Consider the following 25,230-nt stretch of genomic DNA (forward strand, 5'->3'; position numbering starts at 1 on the left):
GGCGGCGCGGGGAGCGTCAGAAGAGCCGGAGTTTGTCGTCCTCGATGCCGCGCAGGGCGTCGTAGTCGAGAGTGACGCAGTCGATACCGCGGTCGGAGGCCAGCACCCGGGCCTGCGGCTTGATCTCCTGCGCCGCGAAGACGCCCTTGACCGGCGACAGGTGGGGGTCGCGGTTGAGGAGCTCCAGGTAGCGGGTGAGCTGTTCGACGCCGTCGATCTCACCGCGGCGCTTGATCTCAATGGCGACGGTGGCCCCGTCGCCGTCCCGGCACAGGATGTCCACGGGGCCGATGGCCGTGGGGAACTCGCGCCTGATCAGCGTCCATCCGTCGCCCAGCGTCTCCATCCGGTCCGCGAGGAGCTCCTGAAGGTGTGCTTCCACGCCATCCTTGATCAGCCCGGGGTCGACCCCCAACTCGTGCGAGGAGTCGTGCAGGATCTCCTCCATCGTGATGATCAGTTTCTCGCCGGCCTTGTTCTCCACCGTCCAGCGCTGATCGTCGCCCTCCTTGAGGGTGCAGGGCGGGGACATCCAGTTCAGGGGCTTGTAGGCACGGTCGTCGGCGTGCACGGAGACCGATCCGTCGGCCTTGATCAGGATGAGTCTGGGCGCGGACGGAAGGTGCGCGGTGAGCCTGCCGGCGTAGTCGACAGAGCAGCGGGCGATGACGAGACGCATGGTCGGTCACGCTACTTGACGGCCGGGCCCGCGCGCGATTCGCCCCCGGATGGGGTGTTCGACAGTGGCGCGAGTATTCCCATTCTCGTGTCTGTTTCGACCCAGGAGCCGTACGGTAAGGCTGGGCGTCGCCGTCCGAGGTTGCGCGACTACACGGTGATGTCCTTTCACCCCCAAGAGATCCGGCCCACGGGCCGGGTCGCGAGAGGAGAAACCCATGTCGCTCGACGTCCCACCTGCGCTGTTGGAACAGGCAGAGCGTGGCGAGGTGGATGAGGCGGCGTTCGTCGACTGCGTCCGCACGTCCCTCCCGTACGCGTGGGAGATGGTCAGTTCGCTCGTCGCGCAGTTGAAGGTGGACGGCGGTGAGTTCGCCGACAACCAGACGCCGCCCCCCGACGAGCAGCACCGCGGTCAGCTGCTCCGCGCGCTCGCGAGCGATGCGATCCGCGGGGCGCTGGAACGCCACTTCGGGGTACGGCTCGCGTTCCAGAACTGCCACCGGGTCGCGGTCTTCCCCCTCGACCCGTCGGCGGACGAGCGCCTCACCCGCTTCACCTCCATACGCGGCCAGCTGCTCAACCAGTCCCCGGAGCTGCGGGACTGCTGACCGCGTGGCCCCCGGCGGCCGACGCGGCCGGCGGGGCGTGCGCCGTTGCGGCGGTGGTGGACACCGCCGCAACGGCTTTCGCGTCCTCGCGGCACTTTTCGGCCGTTCCGCGAGGTGCGCTCCGGCCTCTCCCTCAGGCGACGAGGGGCAGCACCTCATCCGCCAGCCTGCGGATGTTCCGCACCGTGCCGTCGCGGTCCCCCGTGCCCTCCACCAGCAGGGCGAAGCGGCTGATGCCGGTGCGCTCCGCGCTCGCCGCGAGCCGGTCGGCGCACATCCGCGGCGCGCCCACCGGATGCAGCTCGCACAGCAGCTCCGTGTAGCCGAGCGGGTCGCGCATGCGGCGGGGCCGCCCGTCGACGGTCACATGCTGGCCCAGGCCCTCGCGCAGCCACCCCGGCATGGCCTTGAGCAGCGTCTCGCGCGCCTCGCCGCGCGAGTCGCCGACCTGGACCACGCCGGCCGACACGTGCCGGGCCGCGGCGGCCTCGACCTCCTCGTGCGCGTGGCCGGCGGCGCGTGCCTCACGGCGCCACATGCGCGTCATCTCCGCCTTCTCCTCGTCGCCGCTGTGCATGCCCAGCAGCATGGGCAGCAGCCGCGCGGCGGCCAGCCGCAGGGTCCCCGGCGAGGTGCAGGCGACGACCAGACCCGGTGCCGCGGTCTCGCCCTCCTGGTCGCGCGGGAGGATCGCGCAGTCCGGGCGCGGCACCACCGGCACCTCGCGGAAGCGGTACCGCTCCCCGTCCGCCGCGACCCGCGGCTCGCGCAGCCACCGCAGCAGCAGGTCGAGCGCCTCGGGAAAGCCTTCCTCGTACGCCGGCAGTCCACCCCCGAACACCTCGAGGTCCACCCAGGGGCCGCCCCGGCCCACACCGAGGGTGAAGCGTCCTTCCGACAGCAGGTGCAGCAGCGCCGTCTGCTCACCGAGGGCGACCGGATGCGCGGTGGGCAGCACGCTGACGGCCGTCCCGACGCCGATCCGCCGTGTGCGCCCCAGCAGCAGTGCCGCGAGGGTCACGGCCGAGGGGCATACGCCGTAGGACACGAAGTGGTGCTCGGCCAGCCAGACGTCGGCGAGTCCTGCCGCCTCGGCTTCCTCACCGGCCCGGACCGCGCGGTTCAACGCCTCGCCCTGCCCCTGACCCGGGAACTGTGCGCCCAGGACGAAAGCTCCAACTCGCATTTCCCACCGCCCTCGATGGGCCCGCGACCGACGGCGTGGTCCGGGCCGCGTGTCCGCAGGACCGGACACCTCATCCAGCACTAACGCCCGACACGTGCCAAAGGCACGGCCCCTGATCCGATTCGTGTGATGAACGGCAACGCGGGCCCGCCTGTGGACAACCGACAGCGGCACTCCACGGCGTGCGTAGGCTGGATGGCACACGGCCACCGCCGGGCCCGCGGCTGAAGCGTGCAGCCCCGGAGCGGCGAGGAGCCGTCCGCCGTCCACCGTCGCCGACCCACCGAGGTGCCCCACGTGTCCCCGCGTCGAAACCGCTCCCGCAGCGGTGCCGCCAAACCAGCAAAGGCCGCCCGCACCGGCGCCGGGGCGCGTCGTGACGAGGACGGGCGCGAGGGCCGCGAGCGCTTCGGCCTGGAGCGCACCGAGGACTGGCGGGGGGAGGAGTGGGCGGTCCGCCGGATAAGCGGAGGAGCGGCGCTCAAGCGCTACCGGTGCCCCGGCTGCGACCAGGAGATCACCCCCGGCGTCCCGCACGTCGTCGCCTGGCCGCTGCTCGGCGATGTCTCCGACCGGCGCCACTGGCACGGAGCCTGCTGGAACGCACGGGACCGCCGGAGCGCCAGGCTCCAGCGGTCCCGCAACGCCCCCCGGTACTGAAGGGGGCGTCGGTGTCCCGGACGGCTCCTATCCCCTACACGTCGCGCTTGTTCAGCAGCGCGTACGCCGCCGCGAAGACGATCAGCGTGACGACTGCGAGCCCGCCCAGCAGCGGCCAGCCCGTGGCGTCCTGGTCGGTGGTCATCGGGATGCGGTAGAGGGAGGCCAGGCCGTTGAGCGGGGAGTACTCGATGAGGAAGTCCCGCACGTCCTGCAACGCCTTGCCCGCCATGAACATCGCCATCAGCAGCGGCAGCAGCACCACGCCCATCATGGTGGTGATCGCTCCCGCCGAGTGCCGCAGCAGGGCGCCCACCGCCAGCGACAGCAGGCCCAGCAGCGCCACGTACAGTCCGGCGCCCACCGTGGCACCCAGCCACTCGCTGCCGGAGGCGACGAGTTTCCCTCCTTCGAAGGAGTCGGCGAGTTCGCTGCCCCTCTCGTACGAGGGAAGCGTCTGGTCGCTCAGCAGCGCGGAGTTGATCAGCGCGGTGAGGGCGCAGGCGAGCGTCGTCATCACGAAGGCCAGCAGGAAGAAGACCGTGGCCTTGGCCAGCAGGACCCTTCCGCGCTGCGGGCAGGCGGTGAGGGTCGTACGGATCATGCCGGTGCCGTACTCGGAGGTGACGACCAGCACGCCGAGCGTGATCACGCAGATCTGCCCGAGCATCAGCCCGAACAGGCCGCTGGAGAGCAGCGGCATCCCGGTGAAGTCGCCGCTCAGCCCGACGGCGGAGAGCAGGCCGATGCCGACGACGAGAGCGAACATCACGCCGAGCGTCCACACGGTGGAGCGGACGGTGCGGATCTTCGTCCATTCCGAGACCAGCGCGTGCCCGAGGTTGGTGCGCGCCATCGGGATGGGGGAGCTGTAGGGGGCGATGCCGCCCGGCCAGTGGCCCTGGCCCGGCTGCCCCTGCCCCGGCTGCTGCCCGGCGCCCGCACCGGCGGGTGGGACCGTTCCGGCGGGTGCGGGCATGTGTGCGGCCGCCGGCTGGGCGGGGGCCGCCTGGCCGTTGTGCTGCTGGGTGCTCATCGGGCGTCCTCGCCTTCGTTCGTGGCGCCGCCTGGCATGCCCGGGGCCGCGGGGCCCGCCGGGGGAGCCGTGGGTGCTGCCGGGGCGTCGGCGGCGTACGGGTTGGTGCCGGGCTGCGGCGCGCGCATCTGCAGCGTGCCGCCGCCGGGCACACCCGGCTGCGGGGCGTCCTGCGGGCCTCCCGGATACGCGGCAGCGCCGTGGGCCGGCGCGTGCGCCGCCTGCTGCCCCGGCGGCATCTGCGGTGCCGCGGCGATGCCGGGCACGGCCGCCTGCTGCGGTGCGGCGCCGGGCACGGCGGGTGCCCCTGCCATGGCCGGTGCCCCTGCCATCGCGGGAGCGCCCGCGGGCTGCTGGAGACCCGTGCGCATGTCGGCCGTCGAGCGGTAGTCGACGGAGCCCTGGGTCAGCCGCATGTACGCCTCTTCCAGCGAGGCCTGGTGCGGGGAGAGCTCCCACAGCCGCACGTCGGCGCTGTGTGCGAGGTCGCTGATGCGGGGCAGCTCCAGGCCGGTGACGCGGAGCGCGCCGTCCTCTTCCGGCTGGGTCTGCCCGCCCGCCTCGTGCAGCGCGGCGACCAGTTTGTCGCGCTGTTCCGGCTCGCTGTCGGGCGTACGGACGCGGGCGAAGCCGACGGAGTTGCGCGCGATGAACTCCGTCACGGACATGTCGGCCATCAGCTGCCCGCGGCCGATCACGATGAGGTGCTCGGCGGTCTGCGCCATCTCGCTCATCAGGTGGCTGGAGACGAAGACCGTGCGGCCCTCGCTCGCGAGGCGCTTCATCAGGTTGCGGACCCACAGGATGCCTTCGGGGTCGAGGCCGTTGACCGGCTCGTCGAACAGCAGTACCTGCGGGTCACCGAGCAGCGCTGCGGCGATGCCGAGGCGCTGCCCCATGCCGAGCGAGAAGCCCTTGGAACGCTTCTTGCCGACCTCCTGGAGCCCGACGACGCCGAGCACCTCGTCGACGCGGCGCGCCGGGATGCCGGACAGCTGCGCGAGGGAGAGCAGGTGGTTGCGCGCGCTGCGGCCGCCGTGCACGGCTTTGGCATCGAGCAGGGCGCCGACCTGGCGTGGGGCGTTGGGGAGCCCTCTGAAGGCGTGCCCGCCCACGGTGACCTGCCCGGACGTCGGTGCGTCCAGCCCCAGGATCATGCGCATGGTGGTCGATTTCCCTGAGCCGTTCGGCCCCAGGAATCCGGTGACGGCCCCCGGCCGCACCTGGAAGGACAGGTTGTACACGGCCGTCTTGGCGCCGTAGCGCTTCGTCAGGCCGTATGCCTCGATCATCCTTTGCCCCTGGACGCAGTTCGGGGCTCACGTGCCCCCGGACATGGCCTAGGAGGTTACGAGAGACCTGTTCGGTTCCATGAGGCGGCCCCTCGGTCGTGGGCGGGGGCCGGACGCCCGGCCGGGGGCGGGGTCAGGCGTCGCGCTTCTTGAGGACGACGAATCCGGCGATCAGCGCGGCCGCCGTCCACGCAGCCATGATCAGGAGTCCTTCCCAGGGGCCGTAGGGGCGGTCCAGCGCCTCGGGGACCACCGACATCACGGTGGTGCCGGCCTGGTCGGGGAGGTACTGGCCGACCTTCTTGGTGGCCTCCACCGAGCCGAGGATGTTCGAGACGAGGAAGAAGAACGGCATCAGGATGGCGAACGCGAGCAGCGGGCTGCGCAGGACGAAGGTGATGCCGACGGCGAACAGGGCGATCAGCGCCATGTAGAGACCGCCGCCGACCACCGCGCGCAGCACCCCGGGGTCGCCGATGCCCACCCCGTGCTCGCCGAGGAGCGCCTGTCCGAGGAAGAACGCGCAGAAGCTGGTGATCAGGCCGACGACCAGCACGAGTGGCCCGGCGACCAGCACCTTGCACCACAGGAACGTGCCGCGTTGCGGTACGGCGGCCAGCGAGTTGCGGATCATGCCGGTGCTGTACTCGGCGGAGACGACGAGTACGCCGAAGGCGATCATCGCCAGCTGTCCGAGGCTCATGCCGGCGAAGCTGGTGTAGGTGGCGTCGAACGTGCGCCGGCTGACGGTCGACATGTCGTCGAAGGTCGAGGCTGTCACCGCGCAGATCAGTGCGCCGAGCCCGATGGAGACGACGACCGCGGCGGCGAGGGTCCAGATCGTGGAGTGGACCGAGCGGACCTTCGTCCACTCGGACTTGAGGACGCGCGTGGTGTGACTCATCAGCGGCGCCTCCTACGCTGCCAGTCCTCGCCCCAGCCAGGACCCTCCGGGGGCGGGCCCTGCGGGTCTCCCGGAGGCGGAGCCTGCTGACCCCCCGGCGGCGGTGCCTGCGGAGCTCCTGGCGGGGCCTGTGTGCCTCCTGGCGGGGCCTGGGGGCCTTCGGGTGGGGGCTGGGGGGCTCCGGGTGCGACCTGTGCGCCTTCCGGCGGAGCCTGGACGCCGCCGGGGGCGTGTCCGTGGTACTCGACGCTCTGTGCCGTCAGCCGCATGAACGCCTCCTCCAGCGAGGCCCGCTGCGGGCTGAGTTCGTGCAGCACGATGCGGTGGGCCGCGGCGAGTTCGCCGATGCGTGCGGCGTCACCGCCGTCCACCTCCAGCGCTCCCTGCGCGCCGGCCGCGGGCCGCAGCCCCTCGGTGGTGAGGACGTCCAGCAGCCGTTGGGGTTCGGGGGTACGGACGCGAACGTGTGTGCGGGAATTCTCCGCGATGAACTGCGACATCGAGGTGTCCGCCAGCAGCTTGCCCTGGCCGATGACGATCAGGTGCTCGGCGGTCTGCGCCATCTCGCTCATCAGGTGACTGGAGACGAACACCGTCCTGCCCTCGCGGGCCAGATGCTGCATCAGGGTGCGGATCCAGTGGATGCCCTCCGGGTCGAGGCCGTTGACGGGCTCGTCGAACATCAGGATGCGCGGATCACCCAGCAGGGCGCTCGCAATGCCGAGGCGCTGCCCCATGCCCAGTGAGAAGCCCTTCGGCCGCTTGCGGGCCACGTCGTGCAGGCCCACCATCTCCAGCACCTCACCGACCCGGCGCTCGGGAATCCCGTTGGACTGCGCCATGCACAGCAGGTGGTTGTAGGCGCTGCGGCCGCCGTGCACGCCCTTGGCCTCCAACAGCGCGCCGATGCTGTTGAGCGGCTCCTTCAGCTCGCCGTAGTGCTTGCCCTCGATGCGCACGTCACCGCGGGTGGGGGCGTCGAGTCCCAGCACCATCCGCATGGTGGTGGACTTCCCCGCGCCGTTCGGGCCCAGGAAGCCGGTGACCGTACCAGGCCGTACGGTGAAGCTGAGACCGTCGACGGCTGTCTTGTCCCCGTACCGTTTGGTCAGGTCCCGCAGCTCGATCATTCTTCGACGCTACGGTGCCCCCGCCACGCTCGCCACTCGTACGCACCATCCGCACACCATTCACACACGCGGAACGCCCCGCACCGTCCGGTGGGGGCGTTCCGCATGTGTGGGAGCTGCCTGTCCTGGAGCCGTGTTCCCGGAGGGCCGGAGAGGCGTCAGCGCGACTGCTGGGCGGGGACCGAGCGGCCCGCCGACTCCTCGTCCGCCGCCTCGTCGCCCGCCTGCCCGCCGGCGGCCACGGCCGCACCGGTGAGGGTGGCCAGCATCTCGCGCACGTTGGTCAGCTGCGCGTTGATGCTGTCGCGGCGGTTGGTGAGAGCGGCCAGCTCGCGCTCGGACTCGCTGCGCACCCGGTCGGCCTTGGCGTTGGCGTCCGCGACGATGTCCTCGGCCTGCCGCTGCGCCGTCTCGACGGTCTGACGGGCGCGGCGCTCCGCGTCCGTACGCAGTTTCTCGGCCTCCAGGCGCAGCTGCTCGGCACGGTGCTCGATCTCCGCGAGCCGCTTCTCCGCCTTCGCCTGACGGGAGGCCAGATCGCGCTCGGACTGCTCGCGCCGCTTGGCGAGGTTGGTCTCGAAGTCGGCTGCCGCCTGGGCGGCCTTCGCGCGGGTGTCCTCGAACAGCGAGTCGGCTTCCTCGCGCTTGGACTGGGCGTCCTTCTCCGCGTCGCTGCGCAGCGTGGTGGCCTCGCCCTTGGCCTTCTCGACGATGCGGGCGCCCTCGTCCTCCGCCTTCTGCTTGCGCTCGGCGGCGAACTGCTCGGCGTCGTTGCGTACCTGCTGCGCCGCGCCCTCGGCGAGCTCGCGGTGCTGCTCGGCGGCGCGACGGGCCTCCTCGCGCAGGTCCTTGGCCTCCTCCTCGGCGAGGCGGAGGATCTTCTCGACACGGGCGCCGAGGCCGGCGTACGACGGCTCCGCGTCGTTGACCTGAGCCTGGGCGTTCTGCGTTTCGAGGTGGAGCTCCTCGATGCGCTTTTCCAGAGAGGTGATCCGGGCCAGGGCGCTGTCACGGTCGGCGACGAGCTTCGCGATGCGGTCGTCAACCTGTCCGCGGTCGTAGCCACGCCGCACGAGCTCGAAGCCGTAGGGGGAGGAAGTGTCGCTCATGGGGTTCCTGTCGAGTCAGACGGGTTATCAGACGGGGGGAGTGATAGAGGGAATCCTAGGGGTCCAAGCGGCGTGTCATCGAGCTTATGCGCGTTTGATCTGGAGAATGTGCCCTCGTTCGAGTGGCTAACCCTCCGAACCCTTGCCACTCGAACGAGTTGTACCAGCGCCAACGCCCGCTGTCACACCACCGTTCGCGCCGGCGGCGCGCCCGCCCTTCTTGCCGGATCCCGAGCCGCGCCCCGAGCCGCCACCCGCCCCGGAACCGCCGCCCGGACCCGAACCGGAACCCGAACCGGAACCAGCACCGGAATCCGCGCCGGCAGGCGACTCCGCGTCCGCGTCGGCACCGTCCTTGCCGCCTGACGACGCGGCACCCGGCGTCTCGAACGACTCGAGCGCCTCCAACACGTCCTGCACGCGGGAGATCTCCGCGTTGATGTCCTCCTGACGCCGCATCAGCAGGTCCAGCTCGTGCTGCCCGGCCTCGACCGTGCGCTGCGCCTCCTCGGCGGCCTCCTCGCGCAACTGCTGGGCCTCGCGCTCCATCGCCGCCTGCTTGAGCTCGGCCTCCTTGAGCAGGCCCTCCGCCTTCTTCACGGCGGCGATGCGCACCTTGCCCGCCTCCGCGTTGGCGTCCGCACGCAACTCCTCGGCCTTCTCCCGCGCTTCGGCCAGCTGCTCCTCGGCCGCCTGGACGAGCTTGTCGCAGCGCTCCCCGGCCGACTGCATCGCCTCGGCCGCCTCCCGGCGCGCCCGCTCGTGCAGCTCCTCGACCTCCGCCTCGATGCGGGTACGCAGCTCCTCGGCGCGCTCGCGGATGGCGCCGGAGTCGCTCCGGGCCTCCTCCAGCAGCGTGTCGGCGTCCGAGCGTGCCTTCTCGACCAGCTCGCGCCCCTCGTCCCTGGCCTCGTTGACCAGCCGGTCCGATTCGCCACGCGCGGCGCCGACCATGGCGTCCGCCTGCTCCTCCGCGGTGGCCTGGGCGCGCAGCGCCTCCTCCTGGGCCCGGGCCAGCAGCTGGTCGGCCTGCTCGGCCGCCTCCGTGCGCCGGGCCGCCGCGTCCTCCCGCGCCTCGTCGCGCAGCCGTTCGGCCTCGGCGCGCATCTCCTCCGCGTACCGCTCGGCCGCGGCACGGGTGTCCTGGTCGAACTGCTGGGCGGCCGCCCGGGTCTCCTGGTCGTACCGCTCGGCCTCGGCGCGCGTCTCACGGTCGAACTGCTCGGCCTCCGCGCGCAGCGCGCCGCTGACCCGCTCGGCCTCGGCCCGCGTCTCCTCGCCTGCCTGCTCGGCCTCGGCCCGCACCCGCTCGCCGAACTGCTCGGCGTCCGCGCGCGTCCGGTCCCGGTACTGCTCGGCCTCCGTACGGGTCTGCGCGGCGTACTGCTCGGCGGCGGACCGCGTTTCCTGGTCGAACTGCTGTGCCGCCGACCGGGTTTCCCGGTCGAAGAGCTGAGCCGCTTCCCTGGTCTCCTGGTCGAAGCGCTGCGCCTCGGAGCGGGTCTCCTGGCCCGCGCGGTCCGCCTCCTCGCGGGTGCGGTCGGCCTCCTCCTGAGCCTTGGCCATGAGCTGGTCGGCCTGCTCGGCGGCCTCCGTGCGCTTCTTGGCGCTCTCCTCGCGGGCCTCGTCCAGCAGCCGGTCGGCCTCCGTACGGGCCTCTTCGCCGGCGCGCTGCGCGTCGGCCCGCGTCCTGTCGGCCTCGGCCACCGCCTCCGAGACGGTCTGCTCCGCCAGCGACCTGGCGGCCTCCGCCTCCTCCTGGGCCTCCCTGCGCACCGTCTGTGCCGCGTGCTCCGCGGCCGACCGCAGCCCGGCGATCTCCTCCTCGGCCTCCTCGCGCAGCCCCGCGACCGAGTCCCTGACCTGCTGAGCCGTCTCCTCCGCCGACGCCACCAGCTCCGCCGCGCGGCGCTCGGCCTCCTCCGTCAGTCGCTCGGCCTCCGCCTGCGCCTCGGCGACCCGCTTGCGCGCGGACGCCAGCAGCTCCTCGCTCTGCTCGCGGGCCTGCGTGCGCTCCTGGTGCGCCTCCTCGCGGGCCTCGGCCAGCAGCTCCTCGGCCTCGCGGCGACGCCGGGCGGCCTCCTCCTGGGCGGCGCCCAGCGCCTCGGCGGCCTCCGCGTTCGTCCGCTCCGCCGCCGCGTCGGCCTCCGCGCGCACCCGGTCGGCCGTCGCCTGCGCCTCCTCGCGCAGCCGCTCGGCCTCAGCCGTCGCCTCGCCGCGCAACTGCACGGCGACCGACTCGCCCTCCGCACGGGCCTGCGAGGCGTCCGAGGCGGCCTCCGTGCGCAGCCGCTCGGCCTCCTCCTCGGCCTGCTCGCGCAGGGTACGCGCGCGCTCCGCCGCCTCCGTGCGCAGCCGCTCGGTCTCCGCCCTGGCCTCGTCGCGCAGCCGCTCCGCCTCCGTGCGGGCCTCCGTCAGCCCCGACTCGGCCTCGGCCAGCTTCGCCTCGGCCTCCTCGCGGAGCCTGGTCAGCTCCGTCTCGGCCTCGGCCTTCCGCTGCGAGGCGGCCTCCTCGGCCTCCTCCCGGGTCCTGCGCGCCGCCTCGTCCGCCTCGGAGCGGGTCTGCTCCGCCGCCTCCTCGGCCAGCGAGTTCAGCTCCTCGGCCTCCGTGCGGGCCCGCTCCAGCGCCTCCTCGGCCTGCTTGCGCAGCGACGTGGCGCGCTCGATCGCCTCGGTGCGCACCCGCTCGCTCTCCGTGGCGGCGTCGCCGCGGGTCTCCTCCGCGTCGGCCTTGGCCTTGCCCAGCAACTCCTCGGCGCGGTTGGCGGCCTCCTCGATCTGCTGGACGGCGTCGCGGCGGGCCTCGCCGCGGATCTTCTCGCCCTCCTCGACGGCCTCGGCGCGCAGCTGCTCGGCCTCGCCGCGCAGCCTGCGCGCCTCCTCCTGGAGCTCGACCGTCTTGGCGCGGTAGTCCTTCGTGTCGTCCTTCGCGGCGCCCTTGAGCTGCTCGGCCACGTCGTGGGCCTCGGCCCGCAGCCGGTCGGCCTCCTCCTCGGCCTCCCGGCGCAGCCGCTCGGCCTCCTCGGCCGCGGTCTTCGTGGTGGCCTTGGCCTCCTCGGACGCCTTGGTCAGCACGTCCTCGGCGGTGCGGGCCGCCTGCGCCAGCTGGTTCGCCGACTCCTCGGCCGTGGTGGTCCGCGCCTTCTCGCGGGCCTCCGCGATCAGCCGCTCGCCCTCCGCCTTGGCGTCCTCGCGCACCTGCTCGGCCTCGGCCCTGATGGCCTCGGACTCCTTGGTGGCCTGGCCCACCAGCCGCGCCACCTCCGCCTTAGCGGTACGGGTGCGCTGCTCGTTCTCCGACTCGGCGTCCGCGAGCCGCCTGCCGGCCTCGTCCTCGGCCTCCCTGAGCTTGTCCGCGGCCTTCTCGCCGGCCTCGCGCAGGGCCTCCTCGGCCTGCCGCATCTGCTCCTCGGCGCGCCGCACCAGCTCGCCCGACTCGCGCCGGCTGCTCTCCGCCTCGCCCGCGGTGGTGGTCCGCAGCTGCTCGGCGTGCTCGGTGGCCTCCTGGGCCTGCGTGGAGGCGGCGTTCAGCAGCCGCTCGGCGTCAGCGCGGGCCCGGCGCAGGATCGACTCGGCCTCGCTGCGGGCGTTCTCCGCCTCGGAGCTGAGCCGCTGCCGCGCCTCCTCGGTCAGCCGCTGGGCCTCGGCACGGGCCCGCGCCAGCGACTGCTCCGACTCCGTCCTGGTCTCCTCCATGAGCCGCCGGGCCTGCTGCTCGGTGCGGGAGCGCAGCTGCTCGGCCCAGGCGATGTTGTCGTTGACGTGCGTCTCGACCGTGGCGCGGCGCTCGGACAGCTCCTGATCGAGCTGCTGGCGGCGGCGTACGGCCTCGGTGTGCAGCTCGGACTCCAGCCGGGCCTGCGCCTCGGCCTGGTCCTGGAGCAGCCGCTGGGTCTGGGCCCGCGCGTCGCGCAGCTCCCGCTCCGCGTCGGCGCGCATCTGGTCGGCCTGGAGCTGGGCGTTGCGGAGCAACTGCTCGGCCTGCTGGGAGAGGTTGTCGTACCCGGCAGGGCGCGTGGCCAGTGCGCGGCGCGCCTCGTGCAGCTTGGCGCGCAGCACTTCGACCTGGTAGCCGAGGTCGTCGGCATGCTCGACGGCCCTCTCCCGCTCCTTCTTCAGCCGGTCCATCTCGGCCTCGAACTGCGAGAGGTGGTCGTCAGCCTCGTAGCGGTCGTAGCCCCGCACTGCGCGGTCCCATCCGTCCCCTGGTAGTCGTGGAGATGATCCGAACCCTCTCCCCGGACTTGATGACACGTCCCGACGGAAATGGTGTCAGATCGTCGGCGGAACGTGGACCGAGCCCCCAACCCGGAGACCTCTTCGGGTGGGGAGGGCCCGCCCCGGCCGTCAGGCCACTCTACCGGGCCCGGAAGCGGACGTCAGTGGTCCGTTGGTGCGGCGGGGGATTCCCGCCGTACGGACCTCCGTGCGGGCCTCACCGCTCCTGGTCGCCGGGGGTGGCCGAGATCACCAGTTCGGACTGTGCTTTCCCGGGGGGCGGCCCCCGGGCCCCCAGCCGGGCCTGGTGGTCTCGTCAGTGCGGTTCGCCCTGGGCTTCGGCCGAGGTCACCAGTTCGGTGAGCACCCCGTGACAGTCCTTCGGATGCAGGCTGTGTTTTTCCGGGGGATGACCCCCGGGCCCCCAGCCGGGCCTGGTGGGCTCGTCAGTGCGGTTCGCCCTGGGCTTCGGCCGAGGTCACCAGTTCGGTGAGCACCCCGTGACAGTCCTTCGGATGCAGGAAGGTGATGCGGGAGTCCATGGAGCCGCGGCGGGGCTCGTCGTAGAGGACGCGGACGCCCTTGTCGCGGATGGCCGCGGCGTCACCGTCGACGTCGGCGGTGCCGAAGGCGATGTGGTGGACGCCCTCTCCGTTCTTGGCCAGCCACTTGGCGACCGCCGAGTCGTCCCGGATGGGTTCGAGCAGCTGGAGGTAGGAGGAGCCCCCGTCGTCCGTCCCGTTGATCCGCAGCATGGCTTCGCGGACGCCCTGTTCCTGGTTCACCTCGGTGTGGAACACCTCGAAGCCGTAGGTGCGGGAGTAGAAGTCGACGGTGGCTTCCAGGTCCCGGCAGGCGATTCCGATGTGGTCGATACGCGTCAGCATGGGCAACAGTGCAGCGCTCCTCACCCGGTTACGCAACGTGCGCACGGTCACACTCACCGACCGGTGACCCGGACAGGTACCGCTCAGTATCTTGAGTGGTAACCCTCGTTAACTTCCCCGCCGGAAGGGAACCTCATGACTGCCACTCCCAGCAGCTCCACCTCCGTGATCGTCGCGGGCGCCCGTACGCCCATGGGACGGCTCCTCGGCTCGCTGAAGTCGTTCTCCGGTGCCGACTTGGGCGGCTTCGCCATCAAGGCGGCGCTGGAGCGGGCCGGAATCGGTGGGGACCAGGTCGAATACGTGATCATGGGCCAGGTGCTACAGGCCGGGGCAGGGCAGATCCCGGCGCGCCAGGCCGCGGTCAAGGCGGGCATCCCCATGAACGTGCCGGCACTGACCGTGAACAAGGTCTGCCTCTCCGGACTCGACGCGATCGCGCTGGCCGACCAGTTGGTGCGTGCGGGTGAGTTCGACGTCGTCGTCGCCGGCGGCCAGGAGTCCATGACGAACGCCCCCCACCTGCTGCCCAAGTCGCGCGAGGGCTACAAGTACGGCTCACTCGAAGTGCTCGACGCCATGGCCCACGACGGGCTCACCGACTCCTTCGAGAACATCGCCATGGGCGCCTCCACCGAGAAGCACAACACCCGCCTCGGCATCCCGCGCGACGTGCAGGACGAGATCGCCGCCCGCTCCCACCAGCGTGCCGCCGCCGCCCAGCGCGACGGGCTGTTCGCGGCGGAGATCACCCCGGTCGAGGTGCCGCAGCGCAAGGGCGACCCGGTGCTCGTCTCCGAGGACGAGGGCATCCGCGGCGACTCGACGGCCGAGTCGCTGGGCAGGCTGCGCCCCGCCTTCGCCAAGGACGGCACGATCACGGCCGGTTCGTCCTCGCAGATCTCCGACGGCGCCGCGGCCGTCGTGGTGATGAGCAAGGCCAAGGCGAAGGAGCTGGGCGTCTCCTGGATCGCGGAGATCGGCGCGCACGGGAACGTGGCGGGCCCGGACAACTCGCTCCAGTCGCAGCCCTCCAACGCCATCGCGCACGCGCTGAAGAAGGAGGGGGGCTCCGTCGAGGACCTCGACCTGATCGAGATCAACGAGGCGTTCGCCGCGGTGGCGCACCAGTCGATGAAGGACCTGGGAGTTGGCCCCGAAAAGGTGAACGTGAACGGCGGCGCGATCGCGCTGGGACACCCGATCGGGATGTCCGGGGCGCGGATCGTGCTGCATCTCGCGCTGGAGCTGAAGCGGCGCGGGGGCGGTCTGGGGGCCGCGGCCCTGTGCGGGGGCGGCGGTCAGGGCGACGCGCTGCTCGTCCGCGTGCCGTAAGAAGGTTCTCTCCCCGCACCTGGGGTGCCGGCCCGGTTCCCTCCGGGCCGGCCAGCCTCGGAGCCGGGGAGAATGCCTGGTCACAGCCACAGGAACGGAGCTGTACGAGCAATGGTGGATGTCGCAGCGTTGGTCGCGGCTGCCCGCGAGGGGGCGCCGCGCGCGGTGGCGCGGCTGATCTCTGCGGTGGAGGGCGCCTCCCCGCAGCTCCGCGAGGTCATGGCCGCCCTCGCCCCGCACTGCGGCAACGCGTACGTGGTCGGGCTCACGGGTTCTCCGGGGGTCGGCAAGTCGACGACGACGTCCGCACTGGTGAGCGCGTACCGCGCGCAGGGCAGGCGCGTGGGCGTGCTCGCCGTGGACCCGTCCTCGCCGTTCTCGGGCGGTGCCCTGCTCGGGGACCGGGTCAGGATGGGGGAGCACGCCTCCGACCCGGGGGTCTACATCCGCTCCATGGCCACCCGCGGCCATCTGGGGGGCCTGGCGTGGGCGGCGCCGCAGGCGATCCGGGTGCTGGACGCGGCGGGCTGCGACGTCGTCCTGGTCGAGACGGTGGGCGTCGGCCAGTCGGAGGTGGAGATCGCCGCGCAGGCCGACACGAGCGTGGTGCTGCTGGCGCCCGGCATGGGGGACGGCATCCAGGCGGCGAAGGCCGGGATCCTGGAGATCGGTGACGCGTACGTCGTCAACAAGGCCGACCGGGACGGCGCGGACGCGACCGTCCGGGAGCTCAACCACATGCTGGGCCTGGGCGAGGCCCGCCGTCCGGGTGACTGGCGACCGCCGGTGGTCAAGGCGGTGGCGGCGCGCGGGGAGGGCGTGGAGGAGATGGTCGCGGCGCTGGACAAGCACCGCGGCTGGATGGAGGAGCGCGGGGTGCTCGCACAGCGCCGCGCGGCGCGGGCCGCCAAGGAGATCGAGAACATCGCGCTGACGGCGCTGCGGGAACGCATGGGCGAGCTGCGGGGCGGCAAGCGGCTGGACGCGCTCGCCGCGCGGGTGGCCGCCGGCTCGCTGGACCCGTACGCGGCCGCCGACGAACTGGTCGAGGGGGTCACCGAGGGGTGACGCCCTCCGTCGGCCAGGACGGGCACGGATACGGGCGGGCGGGCGGGTGACCTGGTGTCACCCGCCCGCCCGCGTCCGCCGGTGTGACCGGCTGACCTGCCGGGATCCGGCGGATCAGTCGTCGTCGCCCTGGTCGCTCTCGTGGTGGAGCACCTTGCCGGAGGCGCCGTCGAGGACGAGCTCGTGCTCGGTGCCCTGCTTGTCGACGGTCTCGGCCTCCCAGTGGCCCTTGGCGGCGCCGTCGTCGGCGTCGTCCTCCAGGCTGACGGAGGTCACGGTGGCGCCCTTGCTCGCGTCGGCGGCCTTCTTGCCCACCTCGGCGGCGTCGAGGCCGGCGGCGCGGACGGTGGAGCGGTCGTCGTCCTTGTGGGTGTCCACGCGGTTGGTGACGACGTCGCCCTTGGCGGCGTCGATCTTCACCTCGTGCCACTTGTTGTCCTTGCCGAGGACGTCGGCCTCCCACACGAGCTTGTTGTTGTCGGTGTCCAGCTCCAGCTCGGTGATGCTGCCGGGGGCCTCCTTGAGCACGGACCGGGCCGCGCGGTCGAAGGAGACGTCCGCGGCGCCGGTGTCCTCGGCCTTGTCGGCGCGGTCGCCGTCCTGGCCGTCGCCGTCGCGGTCCCCGCGGTCCTCGTCGTGGCCGTCACCCCGGTCGTCATCGTGGGCGACCGAGCGGGTGTGCGACTGCGACGAGGAGGCCGGCTTGCCTTCCGCGCCGCCGCTTCCGGCGACCCCGAAGGCCGTCGCCGTACCACCTCCGACCAGCGCGGCCGCGGTGACGGTTGCGATGATGACCTTGCGCTTCATGACGTTCGACTCCTCAGTTCTTCGGCTGCTCTCGCTTTCGATGACTCCACGGTGGCCGACCGCTGCTGAACGTGAGCTGAAGCCACCTGAAGCCCTCTTCAGCCGCGATTTGGCAGGCTGGGCGCATGCGCCTGCTGATCGTGGAGGACGAGCGGCGACTGGCCCGGTCGCTCGCCGGGGGCCTGACGGCCGAGGGCTTCGCCGTGGACGTCGTGCACGACGGCACGGAAGGGCTGCACATGGCAGTCGAACACGAGTACGACCTGATCGTGCTCGACATCATGCTCCCCGGCATGAACGGCTACCGGGTCTGCGGGGCGCTGCGCGCCGCAGGCGACGAGACGCCCGTGCTCATGCTCACCGCCAAGGACGGCGAGTACGACGAGGCCGAAGGTCTCGACACCGGCGCCGACGACTACCTCACCAAGCCGTTCTCCTACGTCGTGCTGCTGGCCAGGGTCCGCGCGCTGCTGCGCCGCCGCACCCGGGGTGCCAGGGCCGCGCTGCGGGTCGGCGAGCTGACCGTCGACCCGGCGGCCCAGCGGGTGACCGTCGGCGAGCGCGAGGCCGAGCTGACGGCCAAGGAGTTCGCCGTGCTCGAATACCTGGCCACACGCGCCGGTGAGGTCGTCTCCAAGACGGAGATCCTCGAACACGTCTGGGACTTCGCCTACGAGGGTGACGTCAACATCGTCGAGGTGTACGTGAGCGCTCTGCGGCGGAAGCTGGGCGCCGGCTGGATCGCCACAGTGCGCGGCGCCGGCTACCGGCTCCAGGGCCCGGCGGCCGGCCGCCGGGACGGCGGGGGACGCGATGCGTAGGGCGTCCGTGCGTCTGCGTGCCGCGCTGGGCGCCACGCTGGTGGTGGCGCTCGCCCTGGTCGCCGCCGGCTTCTTCGTCGTCTCGACGCTGCGGGGCGGGCTCGCCGACACCGCCCGCCTGAACGCGGAGAACTCCGCGCGCGGCACGGCGGCGCAGCTCGCGGGCGTACCCGAAGGCGGCATCCCGGACGTCGACGGCCTCGACGGCGACGACCCCGTGCAGGTCGTCGACGCGGACGGGAAGGTGCTCGGCGCCAGCGACCCCCTTAAGGGCCGCGGCCCCGTAGCCGACTTCGCCCGCGCGGACAAGCCCGACGGCGACTCTGAAGACGCGGACAGGGACAGCGAAGCGGACGGGGACGAGGTCGACACCGACAGCGAGGAGGAGACCCGCACCTTCCCCGTGGACGACGACGGCGAGGTCACCTACGACAAGGACGACATCACCGGGTCCCAGGAGTTCAGCCTCGCCGCCGTCCAGGGCCGCACCCGTGCGGGCACCCCCGTGACCGTCTACGCCGGCGCCTCCCTCGGCGCCCAGCAGGAAGCCGTCTCCACGGTGACCCGCTCCATGCTGTTCGGACTGCCCGTACTGCTCGTGGTCGTCGGCGGCGTCACCTGGCTCGTCACCCGGCGCGCGCTGCGGCCCGTGGAGGGCATCAGGCAGGAGATGAGCGCCATCACCGCCAGCACCGACCTGACGCGCCGCGTGCCGGAACCCGACGCGCGGGACGAGGTCGCCCGGCTCGCCCGCACCACCAACGAGACGCTGGCGGCGCTGGAGGGATCGGTCGAGCGCCAGCGGCGGTTCGTCGCCGACGCCTCCCACGAACTGCGCAGCCCCATCGCCTCCCTGCGCACCCAGCTGGAGGTCGCCGCCGCGCACCCCGAACTCCTCGACGTCGACGGCGCCGTCGAGGACACCGTACGGCTCCAGGCCCTCGCGGCCGACCTGTTGCTGCTCGCCCGGCTGGACGCGGGCGAGCGGCCCGGCGAAGGCCGCGTCTCCCTGGCCGCGTTGGTGCGCGAGCAGGTGGGGCAGCGGTCCCGCGACCCGCACCCGCTGCGGATCGCCACCCTCGACGAGGGGGAAGTGCGCGGCTCGGCGACCCAGTTGGGGCGCGTGCTGGGCAACCTGCTGGACAACGGGCAGCGGCACGCTGCCGGGCAGGTCACCGTCGAGGTGCGGCGGGAGGGCGGGGCCCTCGCGCTCGCCGTCAGCGACGACGGGGAAGGGGTGCCCGAAGCAGAGCGGGAGCGGATCTTCGAGCGGTTCGTGCGGCTGGACTCGGCGCGCTCAAGGGACGAGGGCGGTGCGGGGCTGGGGCTGGCCATCGCCGCGGACGTCGCCGAGCGGCACGGGGGCACGCTCCGGGTGGACGGCGCGCCAGGCGGTGGCGCCAGGTTCGTGCTGCGGCTGCCCGCGGCGGACGGCTGAGGAGGGCGGCCCGGCGCCGGCGACGGGGCCGGGCCGGGGTCCTCACACGCGGCCGCGGCCGGCGCGCAGCTTCTCCGTCAGCGGCCGCAGGGTGCGCTCCAGGTGGGCGAGGTCGGCCGGGTCCACCCCGTCGATGAAGTGCCGGCGCACGGAGGCGACGTGGTGGGGTGCGACGTGCCGCACGGTCTTCCAGCCGTGGTCGGTGAGGACGGCGAAGAGGCCCCGTTTGTCGGACTCGCAGGACTCGCGCCGCACGAGTTCCGCTTTCTCCATCCGGGTGATCTGGTGGGACAGCCGGCTCTTGGACTGGAGGGTGGCGGCGGCGAGGTCGGTCATCCGCATCCGGTGCTCCGCCGACTCCGAGAGGTTGACGAGGATCTCGTAGTCGTTGAGTGTCAGCCCGAACGGCTGGAGATCGCGCTCGAGCTGGTAGCTGAGGAGCCTGCTGACGTCCAGGTGGGTGCGCCAGGCGCGCTGCTCGTCCTCGGTGAGCCAGCGGGTGCCGTCGTCGGTGTCCATGCTCTGAGACTCTACCGAGCGTCGTACACACGTGCTTACGCGGTGTGGCGTGAAGATGTCGCAGCGTTGCCGCGTGGTGGGGTGTACGCGGTGGGTGACGGTCAGAGGCCGAGCCGCCGCTGGAGCCCGCCCAGCTGGCCGGGTAGCTGGCCACCGGGCCCGCCCGCGCCTCCGCTTCCGTCGCCGGGCACCCCCGCCTGGTGCGGCACCTGGCCGGTGGCGCGGTCCTCCAGCAGCATCTCGGTCGACTGGATCAGTACGGTCCCCGCCCCGACGAACTCGAACTGGTGCTCCTCGCCGGAGGCCCCTCCCAGCCCCGTCATGGCCCGCACGCCACCCATGACGCCCCTCATGTACTGGTGGTCGTAGTGGTGGCAGGGGGAGGGGCAGTCCGCCCAGCCGACGAGCGCCTGGGGATCCACCCGCACCGGCGGTTCGACGAAGTGGACCTCGCCGTTGGAGGCGGCGACGAACTTCCCCGTGCCGATCAGGGTGAGGAAGCCCGGGATGATCGACTGCTTCAGCGAGAGGGCGGGGTCGAAGGCGAGCAGGTTGCCGGAGCGGACGGTCAGGTTGCCCTCCTCCAGGTCGAAGGAGTTGATGTCGAAGGCCCGGTCGGCGAGCAGCAGCTTGCCGCGCCCCTCGGCGACGACCCAGTCGGCGGCGTGCAGCGGCGAGTGGAAGCTGCCGGCGACGAGCCGGTCGAGCCGGCCGTGGCCGATGCCGTGGAAGTCGATCTGCCCGTAGTAGGCGATCATCTTCCCCTTCTGCAGGAACCACTGCCCGTCCAGGTCGACGGAGAAGGCGTAGGGGTTGACGTTGTCGTTCGCGGGCAGGGTCGCCGCGTCGAAGACCTGGTAGTCCTGCGGCGCGGATCCGTGCGGTGTCTGCGACGTCACAGTTTCTCCTCACTCGCCTGCACGAACACGGCGCCGTTCCCGCTCAGTTCCAGCTGGAAGGCCTCCCCGGACCCGCGCCCCACCATGTCGCGCCAGCCCAGCGCGGAGGACAGCTTGTTGCGCACGTCGCCGAAGTGGGCGACGTAGGCCTGCGGGTCGACGTGGACCCGGTGGCCAGGGGTCAGCGGGAGCTGGAGGATGCCGCCGTGGGCCATCACGGCCACCGAGCCCCTGCCCGTCAGCGTCGTGGTGAACAGGCCCTGGCCCGACACCTGGCCGCGCACCATGCCCAGCACGCCGCCGTCCCGGCCGAGGAAGAGGGTGCCCTGCTCGAGGCTGCCGTCGAAGGCGAGCAGCCGGTCGGCCTCCACGCACAGCGTGTCGCCGTCCAGGTTGATCACCTCGATGTGGTGGCCGCCGTGCCCGAACATCACCGTGCCGTTGCCCTCGACGGTCATCAGCGGGGTCGCCTCGCCCGCCACCCGCCGCCCGATCATGGACATCAGGCCGCCCTGGCCGCCCTGGACGTTGGGGGTGAAGGTGACCTCGCCCCGGTAGCCGACCATGGCACCGCGCTGGCTGAACAGCCGCTGCCCGGGTACCACCTGCGCCTCGACGAGCTTGCCCGACAGCTCACGGAAGGGCATCAGACGTCACCCCCCAGGGTGTTGCGCTCGCTGGGCTGCACGTACACCACACCGTCCCCCTCGAACCTGACCTGGAACGACTCGCCCGAGCCCTCGCCCATGAACGTGCGGAAGTTCACACCGGACTGGAAGCTCTGCCGCAGGTCGCCCTGGTGCGCGACGTAGGCGCCCGGGTCGACCTGGAGCGGGGTGTCCCGCGTGACGCGCAGCAGCACCGCGGGCCCGTCCGACATGACGGCCGCCCATCCGGTGCCCTCGACCGAGGTCGTGAACAGGCCGTTGCCCTGGGAGGCTCCGCGCAGCCCGGTGAAGGTCGTGCCGGTGCGCAGGCCGCCGTCCGTGCACAGCAGGTTGCTGGCCTCCACGTGCAGCTTCTCGCCCGCCAGCCGCACGAGGCTGATGTCGCTCGCCCGGTCGGCGAAGTAGCAGGTGCCCTGCCCCTTCACCTCCATGACCGTCATCTGCTCGCCCGTCAGTCTGCGGGTGACCATGCCGCGGACGCCGTCTCCGCCGCCGCTCAATTTCTTGAACGCCATCTCGCCGTCGTAGGCGACCATCGAGCCGTTCTTCGCCTTGACCGTGTCGCCGCCTCCGCCGAGCGTGGCGGCCAGCACCTTGGTGCCCTGAAGTCGGAACTGAGCCACACCCCGAACCTACCCTGAGGCCGGGGACGGTCGGCAGAGCTGCCACAATGGCCAAGCTTGTGCTTCCCTTCACAAACGATCTGTCGCAAACGATCTGAGGACCTGCCGTGGCCATACTGGAAACTCCTAGCGGCCTGCCGCCCAAGTCGGTCTCCGCGCTGCGCCGCCTGCGACTCACCTCGGTGCCCGAGGGAGTCTCCTTCCTCCTCCTGCTGGTCTGCTCGGTGCTGAAGCGGACCACGGACTTCAACGCCGTTCCGGTCATGGGCGCCGTCCACGGCATCCTCTTCATCCTGTACGTGCTCTTCTGGGCCGACGCGTGGAACCGCATCAAGTGGCCGTTCGGGCGCGCCGCCCTCTACTTCGTCCTCTCCGTGCTGCCGACCGGCGGCTTCTTCGCGGACCGGATGCTGCGCGAGGAGGAGGCGGCGGGCGTCATCGCCGCCCGCGCCCGCAAGGAGCAGGTGGGCACCGTGAGCGCGGGCGGAAGCGCGGTCAACTCGTGATCGTCGCCTTCTCCGTCACGCCGCTCGGCGTCGGCGAGGACGTGGGCGAGTACGTGGCCGACGCCGTGCGCGTCGTCCGCGAGTCGGGACTCCCGCACCGCACGGACGCCATGTTCACCTCGCTGGAAGGCGAGTGGGAGGAGTGCATGGACGTCGTACGCCGGGCCGTCGCCGCGGTCGAGGCCCGGGCCCCGCGCGTCTCGCTCGTCCTCAAGGCCGACATCCGTCCCGGCGTCATCGACGGCCTCACCGCCAAGGTCGCCACCGTGGACCGCTACCTGGACGAGGGCTGACAAGCCCCGGGGAGACCCCGAGCTGATCCAGCCGGCCAGACACCGCCGCTCAGGACACGGGCGTGCCCGGGCCGGCGCGCGATCCGCGGCGCGCCGCCCCGCCACGTGACCAGGGGGCGCGGCGAGCGTCCTGCCTCGTCCGCCGTCGGCCGGCCCGCGCCCCACCGCCGCGCGGGCGGCGCCGGGCCTTCCGACCGACGCACGGGCGAGCTGCGCGTGCGCGCACGCGGGGTCGGTGGCGCGGACGCGGGCGCCCGTAGCGCCGCCTGCGTCTCCCGCACGGAGGAGAGGCCGAAGCAGCAGTGGAGCGGGCCCGGGGGCCCGAACCGGATCGTGATCGTCACCCAGGATCCCCGCCGCTCGGAGATTCGCCCGGGGCCGAAACACTATGCGGCGCCCCGCGGCCGAGCCAGGCTCGGCGCATGGCGGAACGAGAGCAGGACGAAACGGTCCCGAGGACCGGAGCAGACGGGACCGGAGCAGACGGGACCGGAGGCGACGGTGGCCGGGCGGAGGCGCGGGGCGCCCGCGTACCCGCACCGGCACCGGCGCCGGCATCCGTACCGACACCGGCGCCAGAAGAACCGGCACCGGCACCGGCACCCGAGGGTGAGGCGACCGCCGGTTACGGATCCCTCTTCCGCGTGCGCGAGTTCCGCGCCGTGTTCGCCGCGCACGTGCTCTCCCTCCTCGGCACGGTGGTGGCGGGGCTCGCGCTGCCCGTGATGATCTACGCCCGGACCTCCTCACCGCTGCTGACCGCTCTCACCTTCGCGTTGGGCTTCCTCCCCAACGCGGCGGGCGGGGCGCTCCTGGCCCCCGTGGCGGACCGGTTCGCGGCCCGGCCTGTGCTGGTCGCCTGCGATCTGTTCAGCGCCGCCTGTGTCGCGGTGATGCTGCTGCCGCAGGCCCACGTGGTGCTGCTGCTCGCCCTCCGCGCGGCCGCCGCGTTCGTGCAGCCCCTCTTCACCGGCGTACGGGCCGCGAGCCTGGGCGCGATCCTGCCGGACCAGGACTCCTTCGTACTGGGCCGGTCCCTCATCCGCGTCGTCGCCCAGAGTGCGCAGATCGTCGGCAACGCGGCGACGGGTCTGCTGCTGGTGCTCGTCACGCCGCGTACCGCGCTGGTGCTGACCGTCGCCGGGTTCCTCGCCTCGGCGCTGATCCTGCGGACGGGAACGCGGCCGCGCCCCGCGCTCGCCGGGGCCCTCGCCCGCACCCGCGGCGGCACCCGCGCGCTGCTGGCCGACCGGAAGATCCGCTCGCTGCTGCTGCTGTGCTGGCTCCCGCCGACCTTCGCCGTCGTCCCGGAGGGGCTGGCCGCGCCGTACGCCGACGACCTCGGCGCGGGTCCTGTCGCCGTCGGGCTGCTGCTGGCGGCGGGCCCGGTCGGCAGCGTCGCGGGAGAGCTGGCGGTCGGCACGCTGCTGCGCCCCGCCGCCCGTGAGCGCCTCGTCCTGCCGCTGGCCTCGGCTCTCCTTCTGCCGCTGCTCGTCTTCCTGCTGCGCCCCGCGCTGCCGCTGGCGCTGGCCGCGCTGTGCGCGTCCGGGCTCGGCATGGGCTACACCCTCGGCCTGGACCGCTGGTTCTTCGACGCCGCGCCTCCTCAGCTGCGCGGCAGGGCGCTGACGGTGATGTCAGCGGGGCTGATGAGCGCCCAGGGCCTGGGCATGGCCGTCGGCGGCGGGGTGGCCGAGTTCCTTCCCGCTCACGCGGCCGTGGCGCTCACGGGCGCCGTGGGAACGGTATGTGTGGTGGTGGTCGCCCGGAACGTGAGACGGCTTCAGACAGTCCCTGACCGGCCGGTAGGGTCGGAGCGTGCCGAAGCCTCTCAGTCTGTCGTTCGACCCGATCGCCCGTGCCGATGAGCACTGGAAGCAGCGATGGGGATCGGTGCCGTCCATGGCCGCCATCACCTCGATCATGCGCGCCCAGCAGATCCTGCTGTCCGAGGTCGACGCGGTGGTCAAGCCGTACGGGCTGACCTTCGCGCGGTACGAGGCGCTGGTACTGCTCACCTTCTCGCAGCGGGGTGAGCTGCCGATGTCGAAGATAGGCGAGCGCCTGATGGTGCACCCGACCTCGGTGACCAACACCGTCGACCGGCTCCAGGCGGCGGGCCTCGTGGAGAAGCGGCCCAACCCCAACGACGGCCGCGGCACGCTCGCCGCGATCACCGACCGGGGGCGCGAGGTGTGCGACGCGGCCACCGAGAAGCTGATGGCGAGGGACTTCGGCCTCGGTGTCTACGACGCCGGGGAGATGGACGAGATCTTCACGCTGCTGCGCCCGCTGCGGGTGGCGGCGGGCGACTTCTCCGACGGCCCGGCGCACTAGGCTCTCCCGCGGATCGGGCCCCGGAGAGGGGGAGCCGCTGCCCGTAGCGTGCGGTCCGCGGGCCGGCGGTGGTTTGTCGCGCAGTTCCCCGCGCCCCTTCGGGGCGCGTACACGTCCCCCTGCTGCGCTGGGGCACGCCCCCCGGCGCGCCGGCCCGAGGCCCGGCGTGGGAAGAGGGGGGCGGGAAGATCGCCCCGGCGCGAGG

The 25,230-nt window shown here is 72.6% G+C and carries 24 protein-coding genes; 10 read left to right on the forward strand and 14 right to left on the reverse strand.

The window, feature by feature from the left end; translation table 11 throughout:
• Positions 1-16: 16 nt before the first annotated feature.
• The gene (gene nucS / locus DQ392_RS03975) at positions 17-679 is read right to left on the reverse strand and encodes an endonuclease NucS (protein WP_114014059.1); all 663 of its coding nucleotides are present in this window, start codon (positions 677-679) and stop codon (positions 17-19) included.
• 217 nt (positions 680-896) lie between these two features.
• On the opposite strand from nucS, the gene DQ392_RS03980 reads away from it, so the two are divergent.
• On the forward strand, positions 897-1,289 hold the full coding sequence (locus DQ392_RS03980; protein ID WP_114014060.1) for an SCO5389 family protein: 393 nt from the start codon (positions 897-899) through the stop codon (positions 1,287-1,289).
• Positions 1,290-1,422: 133 nt separating this feature from the next.
• Here DQ392_RS03980 and DQ392_RS03985 read toward each other — a convergent pair whose 3' ends face one another.
• Positions 1,423-2,475: an LLM class flavin-dependent oxidoreductase gene (locus tag DQ392_RS03985; RefSeq protein WP_114014061.1), complete on the reverse strand. Its 1,053-nt coding sequence runs from the start codon at positions 2,473-2,475 to the stop codon at positions 1,423-1,425.
• Positions 2,476-2,772: 297 nt separating this feature from the next.
• On the opposite strand from DQ392_RS03985, the gene DQ392_RS03990 reads away from it, so the two are divergent.
• Positions 2,773-3,135 (forward strand): ATP/GTP-binding protein, encoded by a 363-nt coding sequence (locus DQ392_RS03990; protein ID WP_114014153.1) that lies wholly within the window; start codon positions 2,773-2,775, stop codon positions 3,133-3,135.
• 34 nt (positions 3,136-3,169) lie between these two features.
• On the opposite strand, the gene DQ392_RS03995 is transcribed toward DQ392_RS03990, so the two are convergent.
• The 7 genes from DQ392_RS03995 to mce all read right to left on the reverse strand — a co-directional run bounded on the left by DQ392_RS03995 (position 3,170) and on the right by mce (position 13,711).
• Positions 3,170-4,171 carry an ABC transporter permease subunit gene (locus tag DQ392_RS03995; protein WP_114014062.1) on the reverse strand — a complete coding sequence of 334 codons (1,002 nt, stop codon included), beginning with the start codon at positions 4,169-4,171 and terminating at the stop codon, positions 3,170-3,172.
• Positions 4,168-5,463: an ABC transporter ATP-binding protein gene (locus tag DQ392_RS04000; protein ID WP_114014063.1), complete on the reverse strand. Its 1,296-nt coding sequence runs from the start codon at positions 5,461-5,463 to the stop codon at positions 4,168-4,170. The genes DQ392_RS03995 and DQ392_RS04000 overlap by 4 nt, the downstream gene beginning before the upstream one ends.
• Positions 5,464-5,596: 133 nt before the next feature.
• On the reverse strand, positions 5,597-6,367 hold the full coding sequence (locus DQ392_RS04005) for an ABC transporter permease (protein ID WP_114014064.1): 771 nt from the start codon (positions 6,365-6,367) through the stop codon (positions 5,597-5,599).
• Complete coding sequence (locus DQ392_RS04010; RefSeq protein ID WP_114014065.1) at positions 6,367-7,497, reverse strand: ABC transporter ATP-binding protein; 1,131 nt, start codon at positions 7,495-7,497, stop codon at positions 6,367-6,369. The genes DQ392_RS04005 and DQ392_RS04010 overlap by 1 nt, the downstream gene beginning before the upstream one ends.
• Positions 7,498-7,655: 158 nt before the next feature.
• A complete protein-coding gene (locus DQ392_RS04015) occupies positions 7,656-8,606 on the reverse strand; it encodes a coiled-coil domain-containing protein (protein ID WP_114014066.1) in 951 nt (316 codons plus the stop codon).
• Between the two features lie 126 nt (positions 8,607-8,732).
• On the reverse strand, positions 8,733-12,791 hold the full coding sequence (gene scy / locus DQ392_RS04020) for a polarized growth protein Scy (protein ID WP_114014067.1): 4,059 nt from the start codon (positions 12,789-12,791) through the stop codon (positions 8,733-8,735).
• 479 nt (positions 12,792-13,270) lie between these two features.
• On the reverse strand, positions 13,271-13,711 hold the full coding sequence (mce, locus tag DQ392_RS04025) for a methylmalonyl-CoA epimerase (protein ID WP_114014068.1): 441 nt from the start codon (positions 13,709-13,711) through the stop codon (positions 13,271-13,273).
• 135 nt (positions 13,712-13,846) lie between these two features.
• Between mce and DQ392_RS04030 the strand changes: the two genes are divergently transcribed.
• Positions 13,847-15,046, forward strand: coding sequence for an acetyl-CoA C-acetyltransferase (locus DQ392_RS04030; RefSeq protein WP_114014069.1), 1,200 nt, complete (start codon positions 13,847-13,849; stop codon positions 15,044-15,046).
• A gap of 111 nt (positions 15,047-15,157) precedes the next feature.
• On the forward strand, positions 15,158-16,114 hold the full coding sequence (meaB, locus tag DQ392_RS04035; protein ID WP_114014070.1) for a methylmalonyl Co-A mutase-associated GTPase MeaB: 957 nt from the start codon (positions 15,158-15,160) through the stop codon (positions 16,112-16,114).
• A 114-nt stretch (positions 16,115-16,228) separates the two neighbouring features.
• Here meaB and DQ392_RS04040 read toward each other — a convergent pair whose 3' ends face one another.
• A complete protein-coding gene (locus tag DQ392_RS04040) occupies positions 16,229-16,921 on the reverse strand; it encodes a PepSY domain-containing protein (protein WP_114014071.1) in 693 nt (230 codons plus the stop codon).
• Between the two features lie 125 nt (positions 16,922-17,046).
• Between DQ392_RS04040 and DQ392_RS04045 the strand changes: the two genes are divergently transcribed.
• Together DQ392_RS04045 and DQ392_RS04050 are read left to right on the forward strand one after the other, a co-directional pair.
• Positions 17,047-17,742, forward strand: a complete 696-nt coding sequence (locus DQ392_RS04045; protein ID WP_114014072.1) for a response regulator transcription factor — start codon at positions 17,047-17,049, stop codon at positions 17,740-17,742.
• Positions 17,735-19,180 carry a sensor histidine kinase gene (locus DQ392_RS04050; RefSeq protein ID WP_114014073.1) on the forward strand — a complete coding sequence of 482 codons (1,446 nt, stop codon included), beginning with the start codon at positions 17,735-17,737 and terminating at the stop codon, positions 19,178-19,180. Before DQ392_RS04045 ends, DQ392_RS04050 begins: the two co-directional genes overlap by 8 nt.
• 42 nt (positions 19,181-19,222) lie before the next feature.
• Here DQ392_RS04050 and DQ392_RS04055 read toward each other — a convergent pair whose 3' ends face one another.
• The 4 genes from DQ392_RS04055 to DQ392_RS04070 form a co-directional block, all read right to left on the reverse strand.
• Entirely contained in the window at positions 19,223-19,699 is a 477-nt protein-coding gene (locus DQ392_RS04055) for a MarR family winged helix-turn-helix transcriptional regulator (protein ID WP_114014074.1), read from the reverse strand.
• 101 nt (positions 19,700-19,800) lie between these two features.
• Entirely contained in the window at positions 19,801-20,598 is a 798-nt protein-coding gene (locus tag DQ392_RS04060) for an AIM24 family protein (RefSeq protein ID WP_114014075.1), read from the reverse strand.
• The gene (locus tag DQ392_RS04065) at positions 20,595-21,245 is read right to left on the reverse strand and encodes an AIM24 family protein (protein ID WP_114014076.1); all 651 of its coding nucleotides are present in this window, start codon (positions 21,243-21,245) and stop codon (positions 20,595-20,597) included. Before DQ392_RS04065 ends, DQ392_RS04060 begins: the two co-directional genes overlap by 4 nt.
• Positions 21,245-21,889 carry an AIM24 family protein gene (locus DQ392_RS04070; RefSeq protein WP_114014077.1) on the reverse strand — a complete coding sequence of 215 codons (645 nt, stop codon included), beginning with the start codon at positions 21,887-21,889 and terminating at the stop codon, positions 21,245-21,247. The genes DQ392_RS04065 and DQ392_RS04070 overlap by 1 nt, the downstream gene beginning before the upstream one ends.
• A 107-nt stretch (positions 21,890-21,996) precedes the next feature.
• On the opposite strand from DQ392_RS04070, the gene DQ392_RS04075 reads away from it, so the two are divergent.
• The 4 genes from DQ392_RS04075 to DQ392_RS04095 all read left to right on the forward strand — a co-directional run bounded on the left by DQ392_RS04075 (position 21,997) and on the right by DQ392_RS04095 (position 25,025).
• Positions 21,997-22,395 carry a DUF3817 domain-containing protein gene (locus tag DQ392_RS04075; protein WP_425470476.1) on the forward strand — a complete coding sequence of 133 codons (399 nt, stop codon included), beginning with the start codon at positions 21,997-21,999 and terminating at the stop codon, positions 22,393-22,395.
• Complete coding sequence (locus DQ392_RS04080; RefSeq protein WP_114014078.1) at positions 22,392-22,688, forward strand: MTH1187 family thiamine-binding protein; 297 nt, start codon at positions 22,392-22,394, stop codon at positions 22,686-22,688. Before DQ392_RS04075 ends, DQ392_RS04080 begins: the two co-directional genes overlap by 4 nt.
• Positions 22,689-23,332: 644 nt before the next feature.
• A complete protein-coding gene (locus tag DQ392_RS04090) occupies positions 23,333-24,556 on the forward strand; it encodes an MFS transporter (RefSeq protein ID WP_114014080.1) in 1,224 nt (407 codons plus the stop codon).
• Entirely contained in the window at positions 24,507-25,025 is a 519-nt protein-coding gene (locus tag DQ392_RS04095; protein WP_114014081.1) for a MarR family winged helix-turn-helix transcriptional regulator, read from the forward strand. The genes DQ392_RS04090 and DQ392_RS04095 overlap by 50 nt, the downstream gene beginning before the upstream one ends.
• The last annotated feature ends 205 nt before the right edge of the window (positions 25,026-25,230 follow it).

Origin of the sequence: Streptomyces reniochalinae, from assembly GCF_003323735.1 — a bacterium.
Taxonomy (GTDB): domain Bacteria; phylum Actinomycetota; class Actinomycetes; order Streptomycetales; family Streptomycetaceae; genus Streptomyces; species Streptomyces reniochalinae.

What these genes read in the sequence shown, in the direction of transcription:
- DQ392_RS04055 (WP_114014074.1), bottom strand. Translation starts at nt 19,699, where the DNA reads ATGGACACCGACGACGGCACCCGCTGGCTCACCGAGGACGAGCAGCGC.
- nucS (WP_114014059.1), bottom strand. Translation starts at nt 679, where the DNA reads ATGCGTCTCGTCATCGCCCGCTGCTCTGTCGACTACGCCGGCAGGCTC.
- DQ392_RS03980 (WP_114014060.1), top strand. Translation starts at nt 897, where the DNA reads ATGTCGCTCGACGTCCCACCTGCGCTGTTGGAACAGGCAGAGCGTGGC.
- DQ392_RS04015 (WP_114014066.1), bottom strand. Translation starts at nt 8,606, where the DNA reads ATGAGCGACACTTCCTCCCCCTACGGCTTCGAGCTCGTGCGGCGTGGC.
- mce (WP_114014068.1), bottom strand. Translation starts at nt 13,711, where the DNA reads ATGCTGACGCGTATCGACCACATCGGAATCGCCTGCCGGGACCTGGAA.
- DQ392_RS04010 (WP_114014065.1), bottom strand. Translation starts at nt 7,497, where the DNA reads ATGATCGAGCTGCGGGACCTGACCAAACGGTACGGGGACAAGACAGCC.
- DQ392_RS04040 (WP_114014071.1), bottom strand. Translation starts at nt 16,921, where the DNA reads ATGAAGCGCAAGGTCATCATCGCAACCGTCACCGCGGCCGCGCTGGTC.
- DQ392_RS03985 (WP_114014061.1), bottom strand. Translation starts at nt 2,475, where the DNA reads ATGCGAGTTGGAGCTTTCGTCCTGGGCGCACAGTTCCCGGGTCAGGGG.
- DQ392_RS04030 (WP_114014069.1), top strand. Translation starts at nt 13,847, where the DNA reads ATGACTGCCACTCCCAGCAGCTCCACCTCCGTGATCGTCGCGGGCGCC.
- DQ392_RS04045 (WP_114014072.1), top strand. Translation starts at nt 17,047, where the DNA reads ATGCGCCTGCTGATCGTGGAGGACGAGCGGCGACTGGCCCGGTCGCTC.
- DQ392_RS04065 (WP_114014076.1), bottom strand. Translation starts at nt 21,245, where the DNA reads ATGCCCTTCCGTGAGCTGTCGGGCAAGCTCGTCGAGGCGCAGGTGGTA.
- DQ392_RS04000 (WP_114014063.1), bottom strand. Translation starts at nt 5,463, where the DNA reads ATGATCGAGGCATACGGCCTGACGAAGCGCTACGGCGCCAAGACGGCC.
- DQ392_RS04050 (WP_114014073.1), top strand. Translation starts at nt 17,735, where the DNA reads ATGCGTAGGGCGTCCGTGCGTCTGCGTGCCGCGCTGGGCGCCACGCTG.
- DQ392_RS03995 (WP_114014062.1), bottom strand. Translation starts at nt 4,171, where the DNA reads ATGAGCACCCAGCAGCACAACGGCCAGGCGGCCCCCGCCCAGCCGGCG.
- DQ392_RS04005 (WP_114014064.1), bottom strand. Translation starts at nt 6,367, where the DNA reads ATGAGTCACACCACGCGCGTCCTCAAGTCCGAGTGGACGAAGGTCCGC.
- meaB (WP_114014070.1), top strand. Translation starts at nt 15,158, where the DNA reads ATGGTGGATGTCGCAGCGTTGGTCGCGGCTGCCCGCGAGGGGGCGCCG.